Genomic DNA, 19903 nt, shown 5'->3' on the forward strand with positions numbered 1-19903 from the left:
CGCCGGGGAAGGGACCGCCATGGCCGAAGAATTCCGCGGAGTCATCAAGCTCGACATCAGGGATTCGGTCCCCGACTGGACGCCCTATCAGCTCAAGAAGGCACCTGAGGACGCGCCCAACGTCCTGATCGTCCTCTACGACGACACCGGCCAGGCGGCCTGGTCGCCCTATGGCGGCCGGATCAACATGCCCACCCTGGACCGGCTGGCCGACAACGGCGTCACCTACACCCAGTGGCATACCACCGCGCTGTGCTCCCCCACCCGCTCCACCTTTCTCACCGGACGCAACCACCACGTGAACCGCTGCGCCTCGATCACCGAGGGTTCGATGGGCTTTCCCGGCGCAGCCGGCCGGCTGCCGGCCGAGTGCGCCACCATCGGACAGGTCCTGCAGGACAACGGATACGCCACGATGTGGCTGGGCAAGAACCACAACGTCCCGGTGGAGGACCTGTCGGCAGGCGGCAGCCGTTCGGAGTGGCCGCTGTCCAAGGGTTTCGACCGTTTCTACGGTTTCCTGGGCGGCGAGACCAACCAGTGGTATCCGGACCTCGTCGAGGACAGCCACTTCATCGAACCGCCCTACGCGCCGGAGGACGGGTACCACCTCTCCAAGGATCTCGCCGACCAGGCATTGCGGATGCTGCGCGACATCCGCTCGGCCAGCCCGTCCAAGCCGTGGTTCATGTGGTTCTGCCCCGGCGCCAACCACGCGCCCCACCACGCCCCGCAGGAGTACATCGACAAGTACAAGGGCGTCTTCGACGACGGCTACGAGGCCTACCGGGAGTGGGTGCTGGCCCGGATGATCGAACGCGGAGTGCTTCCCGAAGGCACCGAGCTGACGCCGCTGAACCCGATGCCCGCCGACGTGGCAAACGAGGCCGACTATGTGCGGCCATGGGCCGAGCTCAACGACGACGAGAAGCGGCTGTTCTGCCGGATGGCAGAGGTGTTCGCCGGGTTCTCGGAGTACACCGACGTCCAGGTCGGCCGCATCGTCGACTACCTGGAGAAGACCGGCCAGCTGGACAACACGCTGATCCTGTACTGCGCCGACAACGGCGCGTCCGGTGAGGGCACCCCCAACGGGTCGGTCAACGAGAACAAGTTCTTCAACGGCTATCCCGACAGCCTCGAAGAGAACATGTCCTACTTTGACGAGCTGGGCGGCCCGGAGACCTACAACCACTACCCGACCGGCTGGGCGGTGGCGTTCTCCACGCCGTTCCAGATGTTCAAGCGGTATGCGCAGTACGCCGGCGGCACATGTGACCCGCTGGTCGTGCACTGGCCCAAGGGCATCAAGGCCAAGGGCGAGATGCGGCACCAGTACCACCACTGCACCGACATCGTGCCAACGATCCTCGAAGCCGTCGGCCTGGAGATGCCCACGGTGTATCGCGGGGTCGAGCAGTACCCGCTCAACGGGGTGTCGATGCGCTACAGCTTCGACGACGCCCATGCGCCGACCACCAAGAAACGGCAGTACTTCTCGATGCTCGGCACCCGCGGGATCTGGCAGGACGGCTGGAAGGCCGCCGCCCTGCACGCGCCGATCAGTGGCAAGGGCCATTTCGACGCCGACCGCTGGGAGCTCTATCACGTCGACTCCGACCGCGCTGAGGCGCGCAACATCGCCGACCGGTATCCGGAGAAACTGCAGGAACTCATCGACGCGTGGTTCGATGAGGCCGAAACGAACTTCGTTCTCCCCCTTGATGACCGCCCGGCGATCGAACAGATCAGCGACGTCCGGCCGCAGGGCGAACCGCCACGGTCGCGCTACATCTACTTCCCCGACACCTCACCAGTGCCGGAGTCGACTGCGGTCAACATCCGTGGCCGCTCCTACAAGATCCTCGCTGACGTCGAGGTGACTCCGCAGTCGCAGGGCGTGATCTTCGCGCACGGCTCCCGCTTCGGCGGCCACACGCTGTTCATCAAGGACCACAAACTCCACTACGTCTACAACTTCCTCGGTATCAAACCCGAGCAGAGCTTCGTCTCCCCCGAACTCGACACCGGCCAGCTGACGCTGGGCGTGGAGTTCGTCCGCGACGGCGCCGGCGAGCACGGCGAATCGCTGGGGACGGCGAGACTGTATGTCGGACAACAGGTTGTGGCCGAGGGACCGATGCGGGCGCAGATCGGGCCGTTCACCCTGTGCGGTGACGGGCTGTGCGTGGGCTACGACAGCGCCGACCCGGTCAGCCGCGCCTATCCGCCGGGGTTCCCGTTCACCGGCGGGCGCATTCTCGGCGTCGGCGTCGACGTCAGCGGCGACCAGTACCTGGATCTGGAGCGGGAGGCCGCGGCGGCGTTCGCCCGCGACTGAACGGTGGGTGGACCATTTTTGGGCGGCGCAGGGTTTGTTCGCGCCCGCGGCGGGTAAGCGGTCGGAGTTGTCCCCTAACAAGGAAGTGAGGGCCGCATGTCTCTCGGATCGAGAACGATGTCCAGGGCCACGATGGCGTTGGTTGGCGGAGCCGCAGTACTGACGTTGACCGTCGGCTGCGGCGGTAGTGGCGACTCCGGTAAGAGCTCCACGTCGACAACGACGACGACAACGTCACCAACGTCATCGATCGTGACGACGACGACCAGCCCGACCGACACGATGGCTCCCGGTGGAACCGGCACGGCGCCGGGCGGCGTCACCGGTGGCGGCGATGCCAACGGCGGTGGCGGCAGCATCCCGGGTGGCCCGACCGGTAGCGGCGGCCCCGGTGGCGGTGGCGGCAGCATCCCGGGTGGTCCCACCGGTAGCGGCGGCCCCGGCGGCGGCAGCGGATCCATTCCCGGCGTCGGCAGCGGCGGCGGTGGTCCGGGCGGTGGCGGCGGCTGCATCAACGGCGTGGGCTGCATCGGTACCGGCGGATAGTCGAGCAGAGGCCAGTGGCCACTTGTGACACGGGTCCGATGTGCCGCAAGTGGCCACTCAGGTTTCGGCCGGCCCCACCCGGTAGATCGACTTGAGCGAGAAGAACGCGTCCAGCCCCTCCGGCCCGAGTTCACGGCCGATGCCGCTGGCCTTCACTCCGCCGAACGGCGCGCGGAAATCCAGCTGATAGTCGTTGATCCCGATGGTTCCGGTGCGCACCGCCCTGGCCACCTCGGTGGCCCGCTCGTCATCGGTGGACCACACCGTGCCGGCCAGGCCGAACTCGCTGTCATTGGCCAACGCGACCGCCTCGTCGTCGCCGTCGTACGGGATCACCGCGAGCACCGGGCCGAAGATCTCCTCCTGGGCAATGCGGTCGGTATTGTCCACGTCGGCGAATACTGTCGGTGAGACGAACCACCCGCGCTGCTGATCGGCCGGAACCGAGCCGCCCGCAACAAGTTTGGCTGAACTGTTCTTACCCGACTCGATATAGCCCAGTACCCGATCGCGCTGGCGGTCGCTGACCAGCGGCCCGATATCGGTCGAAGTATCCAGCGGGTCACCGACTTTCAGGCCGTCGACCATGTCGACCAGTGCGGCCAGCACCTCCTCGTAACGTGACCGCGGCGCCAGAATCCGTGAACTCAGGTGGCAGGTCTGACCGTTGTTGACGAACGAGGCCGTGCGCAGTCCCTTCATGGTGGCGTCCAGATCCGCGTCGTCGAGGATGATCGCCGCGGACTTGCCACCCAACTCGAGGGTGACCGGCCGCAGGAGCCGCCCACATACCTCGCCGATCGCGCGCCCCGCTGCCGTCGACCCGGTGAACGTGACCTTGTCGACCCCGGGGTGGGCTACCAGGTAGGCGCCCGCCGCTGCGCCACCGGGCACGACGTTGAGCACACCCGGCGGCAGCCCGGCCTCCGCGGCGGCCTCGGCGAAAACCAAGGCGTCCAGAGCTGTTTCGGGGGCGGCCTTGAGAACTACCGTGCAGCCGGCCGCCAGTGCCGGCGCCAGCTTGAACGCGGCCAGCGCCTGTGGGTAGTTCCACGGCACGATCGCAGCCACCACCCCGACGGCTTCCCGGCGCACGACGGTATGCCCGATCATGCTCGGCCGGATCTCCTCGATCGGCGTGTCAGTGATCAGCTGGGCGTAGTAGCGCACCAACGCGGCCGGGAACCGGCCGTTTGCCCCGCGGGACAACGACATCGGCATGCCGTTCTCCCGGGTCACCAATTCGTCGGTGCCCCGAGCACGCTGGTCCAGTGCGGCGGCGAACGCGTTCAGCATCGTCGCACGATGATCCGGTGAGGCGGACTGCCAGGCGGGCAACGCCGCTGCGGCGGCGGCCACCGCGGCATCGATCTCGGCTTCGGTGGAGCTGGCACCGTCACCTAGCGCCTCGCCGGTGGCGGCTTCGATCACCGGGTGTGCTTCCTCGGCGGCCCGGAACTGGCCGTCGATGAAAATCTTTGCCGCCGTGCTCATCTGGTGACTCCCGTGGTCTCGGTATCCGCTGCGGGTGCGAACAGTACTCCGCCGGCGATCAAGCGCTCGATGTCAGCGCTTGCCATGCCCAGCACGTCTCGGCACACCTGGCGGGTGTCGGCGCCGGGAAGCGGCGCCGGGCGCTGTGGGGCGGGCGGTATGTGACGGTAGGCTGCCGGCCCGGCTTCGGTGGGCAGCGGCCCGTCGAACAGTGGATGGACCATATCGCTGAACACCCTGCGCAACCGAAGCTGCGGGTCGTCGCGCAGGTCGGTGGCCCGGTACATCGGGCCCGCGGGAACGCCGACGGCCTGCAGCTCCTCGGCGGCCTGCAGCGGCGACCGATCTCGCACCCAGGTTGCCAGTTCGTCCTGGCCGATCACCGCGGCGATCGCCTCCCGATCCGCGTCCGACCGTACCGACACCACACACCATTCGTCGTCGCCGGCGCACGACAGCACCCGGTGCGTGGTGGGATCCGAATCGATTCGTTGCCCGCCGGTAGCGGCTGCGGCCAGCGTGACGTACAGCGTGTCGAGCTGGTTGATCGCCGCCTCGGCCTGCGAGACGTGGATCCGGGCGCCCACGCCGTCGCGCTCGCGCCGGATGAGCCCGGCCAGGGCGCCGATCGCGCTGATCCGCCCGACGACATGGTCGGGAAAGATCGTCGTCGCGTCGTAGAACGCATGCCGCGCGGTGGGCGCGGCCGGCTCATCCGATGTCCACAACCGGGTCACCCCGATGGTGGCGCGCACCAGCGGGCCGTAGCCCATGCGCCTGCTCCAGGGGCCGGTGTCGCCGAATGCGCTGCTTTCGGCCAGCACCAAACCGGGATTGAGCTCCAGCAGCCGTTCGTGGGAAAAGCCCAGCGCGGGCAGTGTTCCCGGCTTGAAGTTGGCGAACACCGCATCCGATGCAGACACCAGACGGCTGAACAGTTCGGCGCCTTCCGGGCTGCGCAGCTCCAGGCCAAGACCGAGGTTGTTGCGATGGGCGCGAGCGAACGACTCGCTGATCTGCTGATTCGGTCCCTTCTGGCGTAGCCCGTCGGGATAGCTCGAACTCTCGACCTTGATCACCTCGGCGCCCAGGTCAGCGAACAGCCGGCTGAGTTCCCCGCCCGCGACGATGACGCCCAAATCCAGAACTCGAATACCCGCCAGTGGCCGACCGCCAACCTTCCGGGTTGCCCCCGGGGTGAATGGTGTTGATTCCCAGTGCTTGTCGCCGCCGCTGAGCCCAGGTGCCGGGGCGCGGTAGCCGGCGCGGGTGCCGTCAATCACCCAGTAGCCGACCGGCACGCGGGCGGCAACGCCGGGCGCCAGCTCGGTGTCGATCAGGGCCCCGACCGCGGCGAGGTGCTCGGAACCCAATGCCTGCGACGGGGTCAGGACGGCGGCGATCGGTACCCCGTGTGCCTGACCCTCGGCCACCAGCTGCTTCATTGTCCGGTCGGCGAACAACGCCGCCATCAGCTGGCTCAACTCACCGAATGCCTTGGTGCGGGCCGCAATCGACTCGAAGCTGGGATCCTGGAACTGCTCGGGCTCCCCCAGCCAGGCCCGCATGCCGTGCCATTGCCGCGGGGAGAGGACGCAGAGCCGGACGTAGCCGTCTCGGCAGGCGAAAATCGGATATGCGTCCTGGTTTCTGGGCCGCCCCCGCCACCGTTCGGTAGCGTTGCGGGCGGTCGCGGCCTGACCCTGGGTGCCGAATGCTGGATCCAGCGTCAAGACCACCGCATCGAAGCGCGAGAAGTCGACGTAATCCCCTGTTCCGCAGCGCAATCGATTGAAGTACGCCACCAGGACCGCCCAGGCTGCCTGTACCGCTGCGGTGGCCGACGCGATGCCGTCCGGCGGCAGCACCGGAGTGCCGGATGCCGGGCCCGAGCGAGACAGCGCCGAGCACATCGCATAGAGCACCGCGTCGGTGGCCTGCCAGGTCGCGTGCGGACCCTGGGTCCCGAAATCGGTGACCACCATGGTGACCAACTGCGGGAACTGGTCGGCCAGGGTGGCGCACGAGGTGCCGAACGCGGCCGCGAGTCCGGGTGCCCCGCTGTCGACGACGATATCGGCGCCGGCGACCATCTCGAAGAACAGCGCGCGGTCGGCATCGTCGGATGGATCGAGCACGACGCCGCGCTTGTTGGCGTTGTGCAGGGCGAATGGGACGCTGACCCCGTCCAGGGTCGGTCGGGCATGGCGTGCGGGGCTACCTCCGGGCGCCTCGATCTTGATGACGTCGGCGCCCAGGTCGGCTAGCAACCGGGTGACGCCGTCGCCCGTCTGATCGCACAGGTCCAGTACCCGCACCGAGGCGAGCAGGCGATCGTGAACCGTCACGAGTCGGCCGCCAACAGCCGCTCCACCCATTCCAACGCAGTGTCGGTGTCCTCGACGACGTAGAGAGTGTCAACGAAGACATCACGATAGGCGTTGTCCCGCAGCACTTTCAATGCATCCTCCACTGCCTCGATCGGTGTTCCTTCCGCGACGTTGAGCCGGACGTGGGTGGCGATGGCCGCCGGATCGCGTCCCGCTGCCTGTGCTGCATCGTCGATCACCCTGCGCTGAGCATCGAGCTTGTCGATCCGCACGTTGCCGGGCACGCCGACCACGGCCAGCCACCCGTCGGCCCGGCGGCCGATCCGGCGCAGCCCCGCGGACGAAGACGCCCCCAGATAGATGGGCGGACGCGGCTGCTGAACGGGTTTGAGACTCACCCACGAGGGCGGGATGCGATATCGATCACCGTGGAACGAGACCGGATCAGTGGTCCACAGCGCATCGAGCGCGTCGAGCATTTCGTCGAGTTGGGTACCACGATGCTCGAACGAGGCGCCGGCACCCCGATACTCCTCCGGCGACCAGCCGATGCCGAAGCCCGGCAGTACCCGGCCGCGGCTGACCACGTCGATGCTGGTCAATTGCCGGGCCAGCTGAACCGGCGGATACCACGGCGCCACCAGCACGCTGAACCCCAGCAGCGCCGACGTGGTCTCCGTCGCGGCGACCGTCAAGGCGACGAAGGGATCCAAGCTGCTCCGAAAATTCAGCGGCACCGTATCGCCGCCGCCGTAGCCGACCGACGGATCCGCCGCTGCCAAGAGCCGATCGCCCACCCACAGGCTTTCGGCGCCGAGTTGCTCGGCGGTCGAGGCGAATCGAGCCAAGTCGGCATGGGCGGACTCACCGAATTGCGGCAACGCGAAGCCCAGCACCCCGCCAGCGTAGTAGAGCGGCCCGTGAACAAATGGTGCCCCGCGGGCACGGTTGCGTCGATCGGAGTTGGATGGGGGCATGGAGTCGATAAGTGAAGACACGATCGCCCAACTCGACGGTTGGTGGCGCGCCGCCAATTACCTGTCCGTCGGTCAGATCTACCTGCTGGACAACCCGCTGCTGCGGACGCCGCTGACGCGCGACAACGTCAAACCCCGACTGCTCGGGCACTGGGGCACGACCCCGGGTCTGAACTTCCTCTACGCGCATCTCAACCGTGCCATCAAGGCGCGCGAGCAGCCGACCATCTACGTCACCGGACCCGGCCACGGCGGTCCAGGGCTGGTGGCCAACGCCTACCTGGACGGCACCTACACCGAGACCTACCCCGACATCACCCAGGACGTCGAGGGCCTGCGCCGGCTGTTCCGTCAGTTCTCCTTCCCCGGCGGCATCCCGTCGCACGTCGCCCCCGAAACCCCCGGTTCGATTCACGAAGGCGGGGAACTCGGCTACGCGCTGTCGCACGCCTACGGCGCGGCATTCGACAACCCGGATCTCCTGGTGGTCGCGGTGGTCGGCGACGGCGAAGCCGAGACGGGCGCGCTGGCCACCAGCTGGCATTCCAACAAGTTTCTCAACACCACCAACGACGGCGTGGTCCTCCCGATCCTGCATCTCAACGGCTACAAGATCGCCAACCCGACCGTGCTGGCGCGTATCCCGGAAGACGAATTGCGCAGTCTGATGGTCGGATTGGGGCATCAGCCGTACTTCTTCGAGGTACCCGACGACGGTTCGACAGACCATGCCGACGCGCATCGCCGATTCGCCGCACTGCTGGACGACGTGCTGGACCGGATCACTGAGATCAAGGCGAACGCCGCCGCCGGCGACGAGGAGCGGCCGGCCTGGCCGATGATCGTGTTCCGCACCCCCAAGGGCTGGACGGGGCCCGCCACCATTGACGGCAAGAAGACCACCGGCTCGTGGCGCGCACATCAGGTCCCGCTGGCCAGCGCCCGCGACACTCCCGAACACCTGCAGGTGCTGGCGCAGTGGCTGGCGTCATACCGCGCCGAGGAACTGTTCGACGCCGACGGCAAGCTGGATCCGCACATCGCCGCACTCGCGCCGCCCGGCCAGCTCAGAATGAGCGACAACCCGCACACCAATGGTGGGTTGCTGCTCAAGGACCTGCGACTGCCGGACTTCCGGGCCTTCGGCGTGGATGTGCCCGCACCCGGCGCCACCGTCGCCGAGGCGACTCGCGTGCTCGGGCAGTGGCTGACCGAAGTGATCCGGCTCAACCCGGACAACTTCCGGATCTTCGGACCCGACGAGACCGCATCCAACCGCCTGCAGTCCGTCTTCGAAGTGACCGACAAGCAATGGGAAGCCGAATTCGTCGGCCCCGAGGTCGACGAGCACCTGGCCCGGGCGGGCCGGGTGATCGAGATGCTCTCCGAACACCAGTGCCAGGGCTGGCTCGAGGGATACCTGCTGACCGGCCGGCACGGGTTGTTCAACTGCTACGAAGCGTTCATCCACATCATCGACTCGATGTTCAACCAGCACGCCAAATGGCTGAAGGTGACCAACCACATCCCGTGGCGCCGCCCGATCGCCAGCCTCAATTACCTGCTGTCCAGCCATGTTTGGCGCCAGGATCACAACGGCTTCAGTCATCAGGATCCGGGATTCATCGACCACGTCGTCAACAAGCGTGCCGAGGTGGTGCGGGTGTACCTACCGCCGGACGCCAACACCCTGCTCTCGACCTACGACCACTGCCTACGCTCTCGCCAGTACGTCAACGTCGTTGTCGCCGGTAAACAGCCCCACCCCAACTTCCTCACCATGGAGGAGGCGATCGCGCACTGCACCCGCGGACTGGGCATCTGGGAGTGGGCCGGCAACGAGAAGGTCGGACGCGATCCCGACGTGGTGATCGCCGCCGCCGGGGATGTGCCGACGCTGGAGGCACTCGCCGCCGTGGACCTGCTGCGCCAGCACTTGCCCGAGCTTCGCGTTCGCTTTGTGAACGTCGTCGACCTGATGCGGCTGCAGGACGCCACCGAGCATCCGCACGGTCTGTCCAACCGGGACTTCGACATGATCTTCACCCCGGACAAGCCCGTCATCTTCGCCTACCACGGTTACCCGTGGCTCATCCATCGACTGACCTATCGCCGGAGCAACGACAGCCGGATCCACGTCCGTGGCTACAAGGAGGAGGGCACCACCACGACGCCGTTCGACATGGTGATGCTCAACGACTTGGACCGCTACCACCTCGTCATCGACGTGATCGACCGGGTGCCGCAGCTGCAGTCGCGGTGTGCCACGCTGCGCCAGCGGATGGTCGACAAACGTCTGGCCGCCCGCGAGTACACCCGCGCCTATGGCGACGACATCCCCGAGGTGCGTGACTGGGTGTGGCCGGACGCACGCGGAGCTCAGGGTGGCGGACCGGTCGACGCTGTCGCTGCGACCGGCGGCGACAACGAATAGCAACCGAGCTGATCGCTCTTGAACTGGCCATATTGCGGCCACACGTACACTTGGCCGGTTATGTCCGAGCAGAGCGCGGTGGCCCCGCATCCCCATCCCGCGCTTTCGCAGCTGGCCGCGCTGCATCACTTCCGGGTCTACGTCGACATCGGCATCGTCGTCGTCGTGCTGGCGATGACCAACCTGATCGCCCACTTCACCACCCCGTGGGCCAACGTCGCTGTGGTGCCGGCGGCCGCTGTCGGACTGGTGCTCCTGGTGCGCTCGCGCGGATTGGGCTGGACGGAACTGGGCCTGGGCCGCGAGCACTGGAAGTCGGGGGCCCTGTACGCGCTGGGCGCGGTGTTGTTGGTGCTGACCGTGATCGCGGTGGGCGCGCTGCTGCCCTGGACGCGGCCGATGTTCCTGAACAACCACTACGCCACCCTGTCGGGCGCGCTGCTGGCATCAATGATCATCATCCCGTTGCAGACGGTGATTCCCGAGGAGCTGGCGTTCCGCGGGGTGCTGCACGGTGCGTTGGATCGCGCCTGGGGCTTTCGTGGCGTGGCGGCTGCGGGGTCGATGCTGTTCGGCCTATGGCATGTCGCCACTTCGCTGGGGTTGACCAGCAGCAATGTCGGTTTCACCCGGCTTTTTGGCGGCGGTGTGCTGGGCATGGTCGCTGGGGTCGTCATGGCGGTGCTGGCGACGGGAGCGGCCGGTTTCGTGTTCACCTGGCTGCGTCGGCGCAGCGGCAGCCTGATCGCGCCGATCGCACTGCATTGGTCGCTCAACGGCCTCGGGGCGCTGGCTGCCGCGCTGGTGTGGCACCTGTCCTGAGCTAGTCGCGGCGGCTGCGTCGCGCCCGGAATTCCCGGTTCTTCAGCTTGTTACCGCACGTGGCCATGTCACACCAAGTGCCCCCGTGGTTACGGGACCGGTCGTAGAACGCCCACCGGCAATCGTCGTTGCCACAGGCCTTGAGATGAGCCCAGGTGCCCTCGCGTTGAGCGTCGGAGACCACCAGCAGCAGCGACAGCAGCCGCCCTTCCATGGAATCGGTGTCGGGGGCCACCCGCAGCGTGCCTTCCGCGCCGAGCCGAACCCGGGCGCCGGCAGTATCGGTGATCCGCCTTAGTGGCTTCAGCTGGTCGTCGCTGGGCACCGGGCCGCCCGCGTTGTGCACGAGCATGGCGCGCAGCGCTTCGCGCACGGCGCGAATGGTGTGTAGCTGTTCGCTGGTGGGAACGTCGCCGGAGGGCAGCAGTCCCTGGGCTTGCAGCCATGGCTGTGCATCGGAGGCGAGCGCCAAACGGTCGGCGCCGGATTCCCGATCGACGGTGTTGACCAGCGCTTGTATCCGAGACAGCGGCGGTGGTGCCGGCTTGCCTTCGGTGTCCCCGAGCCACTCCGCAGGGGCCTGCGTCATGTCACCCAGCCTAGGAGGACGTGACCGGTAAATCAACTTGACCGGTCACGCATGACCGGTGTAGCGTTTTGATTGGTCATAAGAGAGGGCGACGAGGCCCATCTCGGAACAGGAAAAGGCCATGGGGCCCAACGATTTTCAAGACAACATCCGCCACGCCAACGCCCGCGACACTAGCATCCGGTTACCGGGCGGATTCGACGCCCCTGCGTCGGCCGAGCTGCTCGATGGCGCGACGCTCAGTTCCCGCTTGAAGGCACGGCTTTTCGCCGGCCGACTCGACCGCGAAGTCGAAGTGGGCATCGTGCCATTGCCGGGCAGCTCGCTGGCCGTTCACATCGCGCGGCTGACCTCCGTCGAGGAACGGGAAGCCCTCGCCAATACGCTGCGGCAAGCGTTGACCGAGCTGCGTCGCGCCCCTCGGGGCCTCTCCCCACGGATCCCTGTGCATCCCGAGCGACTGGCCAGCAGCCGGAGCGTGATCGACGACATCACGCTGTTGCTGCATTCGCCACGCCCGGTGCGTGCGCGTGGCATGGCCCGGCTGCGGTTACTGCTCTCTGATGGAACCGGGCCGCTATACCGCAACGGGCGCGGCAGCCTCGCCGCCGAGCTGCGCGGGGTCCTGGCCGCTCTCTAGGGCCCTAGGGCAACAGCACGGCGGCGCCCGCAATGCGTCCCTCGGCCAGGTCGGCCAGTGCTTGATCGGCTTGTTCGAGCGAATATTCCGGGGTGGTCACCGCGATGCGATGACGACCCGCCAATGCCAGGAACTCCCGCGCATCGGTGCGGGTATTGGACGTGACCGACCGAACCTGGCGCTCCTGGAACAGATGTCGCTGGTAATTCAGCGCCGGAATGTCGCTGAGATGGATGCCGGCGATCGCCAGCGTCCCACCGCGATCGAGTGCCTCCAGCGCCGGCAACACCAGATCACCGACCGGAGCGAAGAGGATCGCCGCGTCGAGTTTGACCGGTGGCGGATCGGCCGCGCCCTGGACCGAGGCGGCGCCCAGCCCCAGCGCGAGTTCGCGGGCATCGGCCCCCCGGGTCATGACGTGGACCTCGGCGCCCTGTGCCAGTGCCACCTGGGCAGTGATGTGGGCGCTGCCGCCGAACCCGTACAACCCCAGCCGCCCCCCTTCGGGCAGTTCAGCACGCAGCAGCGACCGGTATCCGATGATCCCGGCGCACAGCAGCGGTGCGAGTTCGCTATCGGTGTAGCCATCGGGCAGCCGGTGTGCGAAAGCGGCTGGGACGGTGGCGAAATCGGCATAACCGCCGTCGGCGTCCCATCCGGTGTACAGGGAGTTCGGGCAGAGGTTCTCCGCGCCGCGCCGGCAGTAGTCGCACACTCCACAGGTGTGACGCAGCCAAGCGACGCCGACCCGGTCCCCCACCGCGAACTCGTCGCCGGCATCCGAACCGATTGCGACGACCTCGCCGACCACTTCGTGGCCAGGTATGACGTGCGGGCGGTGCACCGCGAGATCACCCTCGGTGACGTGGAGGTCAGTCCGGCAGACGCCGCAGGCGCGCACCGCCACCAGGAGCTCGTCGGGCGCCGGCTGCGGAATCGTGGCGGTGGTGTCCAACTCCAGCGGCCGACTGCTCATCGGGCCGGGCCGGCGTACCCGCCAGGCGCGCATCGCGGTCCCTTCGGTGCTCATCTGTCCATCGTGCAACGCGCCCGGGCAGGGCGCAGGTGGTGGTGTCCTGCTAGGTCTTGCGGACCATGCCGACGATCCAGAGCAGGATCACCGAGCCGAGGACCGCGGTGAACAGGGTGAACCACCATCCGCCGGCCGCAGTGTCGAGGAAGAAGCTCAGCAGGAACCCGCCGACCAGGGCGCCGATCACCCCGATGACGATGTTCATCAGAATGCCTGAGCCGCCGCCCTTCACGATCTTTCCGGCGATCCAGCCTGCCAGCGCGCCGATGATGATGTAGCCAATCCAGCCGACGCTGGTCAGCGTCGTCGAACGGGCGAGGAATTCAGTAGCTGCCACCATGTCCATCGCGGTCTCCTCGGTGTCACTGGCCAGCGCCGATGCTGGCCGCTATCCCTCTGGTATACCGCCGGCAGGTAACGATTGGCCGGTCGATACGGCCACGATCACCTACTGACCGGGCGTCATCCCCGGAACCGGTGTCTCCACCGGTACGGGAACGCCGACGGGCACGCGCCCGCCCGGAACCGGAGCCGGAGTATCGGCGACCGGAGCGTTGGGGTCCGGCGCTGGCGGAGGCGGCGGGGCGTACGGCCGGATCGACTCGGCCAGTGCCTTGGCGGCTGCCGGATCGATCGGATCCTTCGCGGTGCCCAGCCAGACCACGAACCAGCGTTGGTTGCGCTGATCACGCGGGGCGTTGGGGACCGCAGTGCCGACCACGCCGGCCCAGATCTGGCCATTGGGCTTGGTGGTGTCGGTGAACTTCACCTCGTAGGAGGAGAAATAGCCCGGCATGTCACCGGCTTGCAGTGCCCCGCTCTGCTGATTGATCCGGACACCGGGGAACGGCATGAAGAACTCGCCCATGTCCGAGCCCAGCCGAATCGCAGCCTTGCTGTTGTCCTGCTCGGCGCCGGCGAACAGCTTCAGGTCCAGCCGGCCGAGGATGACGCTGGTGTCATTGGCCGTCGGGGCGGGCTGGCCGTTCTCCGGTGGCGCGGTCTGCTTGCTCAGCAGCGCCTGGCCGTAGTTCAGGCGGGACGCGTCGGAGACGATCCAACCGGCGGGAAGCAGGTAGCTGAATCCGCCTGCCGTGTTCGGGGTACGACCCGGCTCGAGCGGCGGGGGGGCCGCCGGCGCGTTGGGATCAACCGGCGCCGGCGCCGGCGCGTTGGGATCAACCGGCGCTGGCGGCGGCGCGTTGGGGTCCGCCGGAGGCGGGGGGACTTCGGTGGCCGGCGGCGCGGCGGGGGCGGCCGGGACGGCGGGGGCCGCCGTCGTAGGCGCCGGCGTCGCAGGATCCGCGAGCGCCGACGTTGATGGCAACGCGATCGTGACGGCGCTGGCGGCGGTCACTGCGGCAACCGCAAACGCCGTCCACCGGCCCGGGCGTCGCGAAATCGGGTCCGACTGCGTCATTCCGATGAACCTACCGTGTTACAGCCGTGACGCAAGTGTGGCCTGCTCACGGTGTTGCGCGGGCTGCGGAGTGCAGGGCAACCTCCTGTGCCTTGACTGTGAACCACACCGTGTCCCCGGCGGCCAGCCGCAGCCCGGCCGCCGACTCCGCGGTGATATCGGCGGCCAGCCCCGGTGCGCCGTCCGATTGCTCGTCGGCGCGCACCCGCACGCGCGCACCATCGGCGTCCAGCTCCGCGACGCGGATCTGGACGCTGTTGCGCGGGCTACCGTGCGGCAGGTCGCGGTACACCGCGACTGCCGCCGGAGAGAACACCGCGACGAGATCGCCGTCGGCGATCTCGTCGGCGATCTGCCTGCCATGCCACAGCGTGCCGTCGGGGGCCCGCAGGCTTTCCGGGCCGCCGCGCACACCCCGCACCACGTTCACGCCCGCGATGCGGGCGCCGAACATGCTGCGCGGCGCGGCCAGCACGTCACCGACCCGGCCGGCCTCGGCCACCCTGCCGTCCTCGAGCACCAGCACCCGGTCGGCCAGCGTCAGGACGTCGAGCAAATCGTGGGTGATGAGCACCGTCGCCCTCCCCTCGGCCGACGACACCCGGCGCAGCAACGCCCGCACCGCGGCCGCCACCGCGACGTCGAGCCCGGCCAGCGGCTCGTCGAGCAGCAGCACTTCGGGCTCGGCGGCCAGCGCCCGTGCGATCGCGACCCGCTGAGCCTGGCCGCCGGACAGCTGGCCTGGCTTGCGCCCGGCGAGCTCGGCCAGGCCGACCTCGGCCAGCCAGGTCGCGGCGCTGGCCCGCGCCGCGGCGCGGCCCGCCCCGCGACTGCGCGGCGCGAACTCGACGTTGGCCTGCACGCTCAGGTGCGGAAACAACAGCGGGTCTTGCAGCAGCAGGCCGACGCGCCGGTCATGGGTGGCCACGTGAATACCCGCCGACGTGTAGGTCAGCGCCCGTCCGCCGAGGCGCACCAGCCCGGCATCGGGCGCCAGCAGCCCGGCGATCACATGCAATGTGGTGGACTTCCCGGCGCCGTTGGGGCCGAGGATCGCCAGCACTTCGCCGGCGGCGACCTCGAACGCCACTTCGAACCCGCGCTCGGCCACCGCGGCGTGGAACTGCAGCTCAGGCATCGCTGGTCCAGCCGGACACCCGCCGCATCCCGAGCCCCAGGACGACAACAGCGGCGACGGCGACCAGCAGAATCGACAGCGCCACCGCCGCGTCCGGGTCGCTCTCGCGCTGCAGGTAGATCTCCAGCGGCAGTGTCCTGGTGACGCCTTGGCGGGACCCCGCGAAGGTCAGCGTGGCGCCGAACTCCCCCAGCGACCGGGCGAAGGCCAGCACCGATCCCGACACCAGACCGGGGGTCAGCAGCGGCAGCGTCACCCGCCACCACACGGTTGCCGGTTTGGCCCCCAACGTCGCCGCCACGACGTCGTAATCGGCTCCGGCGGTGCGCGCGGCACCCTCCAGCGCGATCACCAGGAACGGCAGCGAGACGAACGTCTGCGCCAGCACCACCGCGGTCGTGGTGAAGGCGATCCTGATCCCGGCCGCCTCCAGGTAGCTCCCGAGTAGGCCCAGCCGTCCGAACGCATACAGCAGTGCGATACCGCCGACGACCGGCGGCAACACCAGTGGTAACAGGATCAACGGGCGCAGAGCGCGCACGACCCGCCCGTCGCTGCGGGCCAGCACCAGCGCCATCGGAACGCCCAGGACCAGGCAGAATGCGGTGCTGGCCGCGGCCGTGCGCAAGCTCAGCAGCAGCGCGGCCTGCGATGGCGTGCTGGTGATCAGTGACCAGAAATGTGTCCAGTCGACCTTGATTGCCATGGCCACCAGCGGGAGCACCACGAATGCCGCGCCGAGCACAGCCGGGACGTACACCCAGCGGGGCAGCGGCGGCTGCGTCCGGTGTGCCGCGCTGCGCCTCACCCGTCACACCCTAGGACTTAGCGACACGCCGTGTCCTGATCGTGTCGCGACCACATTGGCTGAATTAGCTACCGTCCAGTAACATTTCTCCCTAATCGACACCACCGCGCTCGAAGGCGTGCACGAGGAGGTCAAAGATGATGGACGTGCTGGTCACGGGTGCTGACACCGAACTGGGGCGCACGATCGCGGAGGGTTTCCGCGACGCCGGCCACAAAGTCGTCATCAGCGGCGCGCGCCGCGACGACCTCGAGGTAGCTGCCAAGGAACTCGATGTCGACGCCATCGTGTGCGACACCACCGACCCGGCGGCTCTGGCCGAGGCGCGCACCCTCTTCCCGCATCACCTGGACACCATCGTCCACGTCCCGGCTCCGGCCTGGGTCGGCGGCGACCCCCGGGTCTACACGCTGGCCGACACCGCCAAGGCGTGGCGCACCGCGCTCGATGCCACCGTGCTCTCGGCCGTGTTGCTGGTGCAGAACATCGGCGATCACCTGCGCTCGGGCGGATCCATCGTGACCGTGGTGCCGGACAATCCGCGCGACGGCGGCGCCGACGCTGCGGTCAAGGCAGCGGTGTCGAATTGGACTGCGGGACAAGCTGATTACTTCGGCACCCGCGGCATCACCATTAACACCGTGGCCTGCGGCCGCAGCGCGGAGCCGTCCTACGACGGACTGTCCACCACCCCGCCGTCGGTGGCCGCGGAGATCGCCCGGCTCGCGCTGTTCCTGACCACGCCGGCCGCCCGGCACATCACCGGCCAGACCGTGCACGTCGGCCGGGGCGCGTTGGCCAACTTCGGCTGACTGTGATTCATCTGGCGTTTTCCGAGAGGGACTAACCTCTGCTGGGTGACGATCCGACTCGCTCTTCAGATCCCGAACTTCTCGTACGGCACCGGTGTCCCCGAACTCTTCCCGACGGTGATAGCGCAGGCCCAGGAGGCTGAGGCAGCGGGATTCGACTCCGTCTTCGTGATGGACCACTTCTACCAACTCCCCAACCTCGGCGCACCCGATGAGCCGATGCTGGAGGCGTACACCGCGCTGGGCGCGCTGGCCACCGCGACACAGCGGGTGCAACTGGGCACGCTGGTCACCGGAAACACCTACCGCAACCCGACACTGCTGGCCAAGGCCATCACCACCCTCGACGTGATCAGCCAGGGCCGGGCCATCCTCGGTATCGGCACCGGCTGGTTCGAGCTGGAACACGACTCACTGGGCTACGAATTCGGCACCTTCACCGACCGGTTCAACAAGCTCGACGAGGCGCTGGAGATCATCCTGCCGATGCTGCGCGGCGAGCGGGTGACCGTGGACGGCAAGTACTACCGCACCCAGGAGGCGTTCGCCAATCCCCGCTTCCGCGATCACATCCCGCTGATGATCGGCGGCACCGGTGAGAAGAAGACCATTCCGTTGGCGGCCCGTCATTTCGATCACCTGAACCTCGTCTGCGGCTTCGACGAACTCCCCCGCAAGGTCGCGGTGGCCAAGCAACGCTGCGAGGACATCGGCCGGGACCCCGGCACACTCGAGACCAGCATGTTGGTGTTCGCGATCATCGACGAGAACGTCACCGCAGATTTCATCCCGGACGACGTCAAGCAGCGTGCTGCATACGGCAGTCCCGACCAGATCGCCGAGCAGATCAAGACCAAAGTGCTCGACGCCGGCGTCGACGGCGTCATCCTGAGCCCGGTGACCCACCTCGACGGCTATCACCCGGGCCGGGTGACCGCCGTTGGCGAGGTCCTGCGGCCCCTGCTGGGCCTCTAGCCACCGCGGGTGGCACACATCACCTGATCCGCCCGGGGACCGGCGCGAAGTCTGTCGGCCGGGCGACTACCGTAGTACGTGTCCTGTGCATGTTTTGAGGAGCAGAAATGACCCACCCCGGTGCAACGCCATCGGATAAGCACAAGGTCGTCATCATCGGTTCGGGATTCGGCGGCCTTAATGCCGCGCAGAAGCTCAAGCGGGCCGACGTCGACATCAAGCTGATCGCCAAGACCACCCACCACCTCTTCCAGCCACTGCTGTACCAGGTGGCGACGGGCATCATCTCCGAAGGTGAGATCGCCCCGCCCACCCGGGTCATCCTGCGCAAACAGGAGAACTGCCAGGTGCTGCTCGGTGAGGTCACCAATATCGACCTGACGGACAAGACCGTCGACTCGATCCTGCTGGGCCACACCTACCGGACTCCCTACGACACCCTGATCGTCGCCGCCGGTGCCGGGCAGTCGTACTTCGGTAACGACCACTTCGCCGAGTGGGCGCCCGGCATGAAGACCATCGACGACGCTTTGGAACTGCGTGGCCGCATCCTGGGCGCGTTCGAGCAGGCCGAGCGGTCCAGCGACCCGGTGCGCCGCGAAAAGCTGCTGACCTTCGTCGTTGTCGGCGCCGGCCCGACTGGTGTCGAGATGGCCGGGCAGATCGCCGAACTCGCCGATCACACGCTGCGCGGCGCGTTCCGCCACATCGATTCGACCCGGGCGCGGGTGATCCTGCTGGACGCCGCTCCCGCCGTGTTGCCACCGATGGGCGAGAAGCTCGGCAAGAAGGCGCAGGACCGGTTGGAGAAGCTGGGCGTTGAAATCCAGCTCAACGCGATGGTCACTGACGTCGACCGCAACGGGATCACCGTCAAGCGCCCCGACGGCACCATCGACCGCATCGAGGCTGCCACCAAGGTGTGGTCGGCCGGCGTCTCGGCGAGTCCGCTGGGCAAGATCATCGCCGACCAGTCCGACGCCGAGATCGACCGGGCCGGACGGGTCAAGGTGGGGCCGGACCTGTCGGTTCCCGGGCACCCGAACGTGTTCGTGGTCGGCGACATGGCGTTGGTCGACGGCGTTCCCGGTATGGCGCAAGGCGCCATCCAGGGCGCCAAGTACGTCGCCAACCTGGTGAAGTCGGAGCTCAAGGGCGCCGACCCTGCTGCCCGCGAACCGTTCAGCTATTTCGACAAGGGCTCGATGGCAACCGTGTCCCGCTTCAGCGCGGTGGCCAAGATCGGCAGGATCGAGTTCGCCGGGTTCATCGCGTGGCTGGCATGGCTCTTCCTGCACCTGGTCTATCTGGTCGGGTTCAAGACCAAGGTCGCGACCATACTGTCGTGGATCACGACATTCCTCGGCCGCGGTCGCAGCCAGCTGACGATTACCGAGCAGCAGGCGTACGCCCGCACCAGAATTGAGCAACTCGAGGAGATCGCCGCGACGGTCGAAGACGAGAAGGCGGCGAGCTGACCCGGCCCCGTGTGGGCTGGGAGTTGTCGGTGAGCGACGCTGAAATCACGGCGTTTGCACACTGCC

17 protein-coding genes are annotated in these 19903 nt (G+C 67.8%); 8 read left to right on the top strand and 9 right to left on the bottom strand.

Annotated elements, in window-relative coordinates; all coding sequences use genetic code 11:
* The first annotated feature begins 19 nt into the window (after positions 1-19).
* Positions 20-2341 (top strand): arylsulfatase, encoded by a 2322-nt coding sequence (locus G6N38_RS26470; RefSeq protein ID WP_163751086.1) that lies wholly within the window; start codon positions 20-22, stop codon positions 2339-2341.
* A 117-nt stretch (positions 2342-2458) separates the two neighbouring features.
* On the top strand, positions 2459-2887 hold the full coding sequence (locus G6N38_RS26475; protein WP_179968451.1) for a hypothetical protein: 429 nt from the start codon (positions 2459-2461) through the stop codon (positions 2885-2887).
* Between the two features lie 57 nt (positions 2888-2944).
* On the opposite strand, the gene G6N38_RS26480 is transcribed toward G6N38_RS26475, so the two are convergent.
* From G6N38_RS26480 to G6N38_RS26490, 3 genes are read right to left on the bottom strand one after another with little or no spacing between them, the layout of a single operon-like run.
* Complete coding sequence (locus G6N38_RS26480; RefSeq protein ID WP_163751088.1) at positions 2945-4381, bottom strand: aldehyde dehydrogenase; 1437 nt, start codon at positions 4379-4381, stop codon at positions 2945-2947.
* Positions 4378-6759, bottom strand: a complete 2382-nt coding sequence (locus tag G6N38_RS26485; protein ID WP_456320174.1) for a CoA transferase — start codon at positions 6757-6759, stop codon at positions 4378-4380. Before G6N38_RS26485 ends, G6N38_RS26480 begins: the two co-directional genes overlap by 4 nt.
* Positions 6726-7607 (bottom strand): TIGR03619 family F420-dependent LLM class oxidoreductase, encoded by an 882-nt coding sequence (locus tag G6N38_RS26490; protein WP_163751090.1) that lies wholly within the window; start codon positions 7605-7607, stop codon positions 6726-6728. Before G6N38_RS26490 ends, G6N38_RS26485 begins: the two co-directional genes overlap by 34 nt.
* 79 nt (positions 7608-7686) lie before the next feature.
* Between G6N38_RS26490 and G6N38_RS26495 the strand changes: the two genes are divergently transcribed.
* Positions 7687-10122 (top strand): phosphoketolase family protein, encoded by a 2436-nt coding sequence (locus G6N38_RS26495; protein WP_163751091.1) that lies wholly within the window; start codon positions 7687-7689, stop codon positions 10120-10122.
* Positions 10123-10182: 60 nt separating this feature from the next.
* On the top strand, positions 10183-10944 hold the full coding sequence (locus G6N38_RS26500; protein WP_163751092.1) for a CPBP family intramembrane glutamic endopeptidase: 762 nt from the start codon (positions 10183-10185) through the stop codon (positions 10942-10944).
* A gap of 1 nt (position 10945) precedes the next feature.
* Here G6N38_RS26500 and G6N38_RS26505 read toward each other — a convergent pair whose 3' ends face one another.
* On the bottom strand, positions 10946-11533 hold the full coding sequence (locus G6N38_RS26505) for a CGNR zinc finger domain-containing protein (protein WP_163751093.1): 588 nt from the start codon (positions 11531-11533) through the stop codon (positions 10946-10948).
* Between the two features lie 121 nt (positions 11534-11654).
* Here G6N38_RS26505 and G6N38_RS26510 point away from each other — a divergent pair, with 121 nt between their 5' ends.
* Positions 11655-12173: a hypothetical protein gene (locus tag G6N38_RS26510; protein WP_163751094.1), complete on the top strand. Its 519-nt coding sequence runs from the start codon at positions 11655-11657 to the stop codon at positions 12171-12173.
* A 4-nt stretch (positions 12174-12177) separates the two neighbouring features.
* On the opposite strand, the gene G6N38_RS26515 is transcribed toward G6N38_RS26510, so the two are convergent.
* The 5 genes from G6N38_RS26515 to G6N38_RS26535 all read right to left on the bottom strand — a co-directional run bounded on the left by G6N38_RS26515 (position 12178) and on the right by G6N38_RS26535 (position 16572).
* Positions 12178-13182, bottom strand: coding sequence for a zinc-binding alcohol dehydrogenase family protein (locus G6N38_RS26515; protein WP_407663021.1), 1005 nt, complete (start codon positions 13180-13182; stop codon positions 12178-12180).
* Between the two features lie 70 nt (positions 13183-13252).
* Positions 13253-13552: a GlsB/YeaQ/YmgE family stress response membrane protein gene (locus tag G6N38_RS26520; RefSeq protein ID WP_163751096.1), complete on the bottom strand. Its 300-nt coding sequence runs from the start codon at positions 13550-13552 to the stop codon at positions 13253-13255.
* 102 nt (positions 13553-13654) lie between these two features.
* Positions 13655-14626, bottom strand: a complete 972-nt coding sequence (locus G6N38_RS26525; RefSeq protein WP_163751097.1) for an APA family fibronectin-binding glycoprotein — start codon at positions 14624-14626, stop codon at positions 13655-13657.
* A 46-nt stretch (positions 14627-14672) separates the two neighbouring features.
* Positions 14673-15764: a sulfate/molybdate ABC transporter ATP-binding protein gene (locus tag G6N38_RS26530; RefSeq protein WP_163751098.1), complete on the bottom strand. Its 1092-nt coding sequence runs from the start codon at positions 15762-15764 to the stop codon at positions 14673-14675.
* Positions 15757-16572 (bottom strand): ABC transporter permease, encoded by an 816-nt coding sequence (locus G6N38_RS26535; protein ID WP_246227451.1) that lies wholly within the window; start codon positions 16570-16572, stop codon positions 15757-15759. Before G6N38_RS26535 ends, G6N38_RS26530 begins: the two co-directional genes overlap by 8 nt.
* Positions 16573-16712: 140 nt before the next feature.
* Here G6N38_RS26535 and G6N38_RS26540 point away from each other — a divergent pair, with 140 nt between their 5' ends.
* The 3 genes from G6N38_RS26540 (at position 16713) to G6N38_RS26550 (ending at position 19837) form a co-directional block, all read left to right on the top strand.
* A complete protein-coding gene (locus G6N38_RS26540) occupies positions 16713-17384 on the top strand; it encodes an SDR family oxidoreductase (protein WP_163752440.1) in 672 nt (223 codons plus the stop codon).
* A gap of 45 nt (positions 17385-17429) precedes the next feature.
* On the top strand, positions 17430-18359 hold the full coding sequence (locus tag G6N38_RS26545) for an LLM class F420-dependent oxidoreductase (RefSeq protein ID WP_163751099.1): 930 nt from the start codon (positions 17430-17432) through the stop codon (positions 18357-18359).
* Positions 18360-18466: 107 nt separating this feature from the next.
* Positions 18467-19837 carry a type II NADH:quinone oxidoreductase Ndh gene (locus G6N38_RS26550; protein WP_163751100.1) on the top strand — a complete coding sequence of 457 codons (1371 nt, stop codon included), beginning with the start codon at positions 18467-18469 and terminating at the stop codon, positions 19835-19837.
* Positions 19838-19903: the final 66 nt, after the last annotated feature.

Source organism: Mycolicibacterium helvum, from assembly GCF_010731895.1.
Taxonomy (GTDB): domain Bacteria; phylum Actinomycetota; class Actinomycetes; order Mycobacteriales; family Mycobacteriaceae; genus Mycobacterium; species Mycobacterium helvum.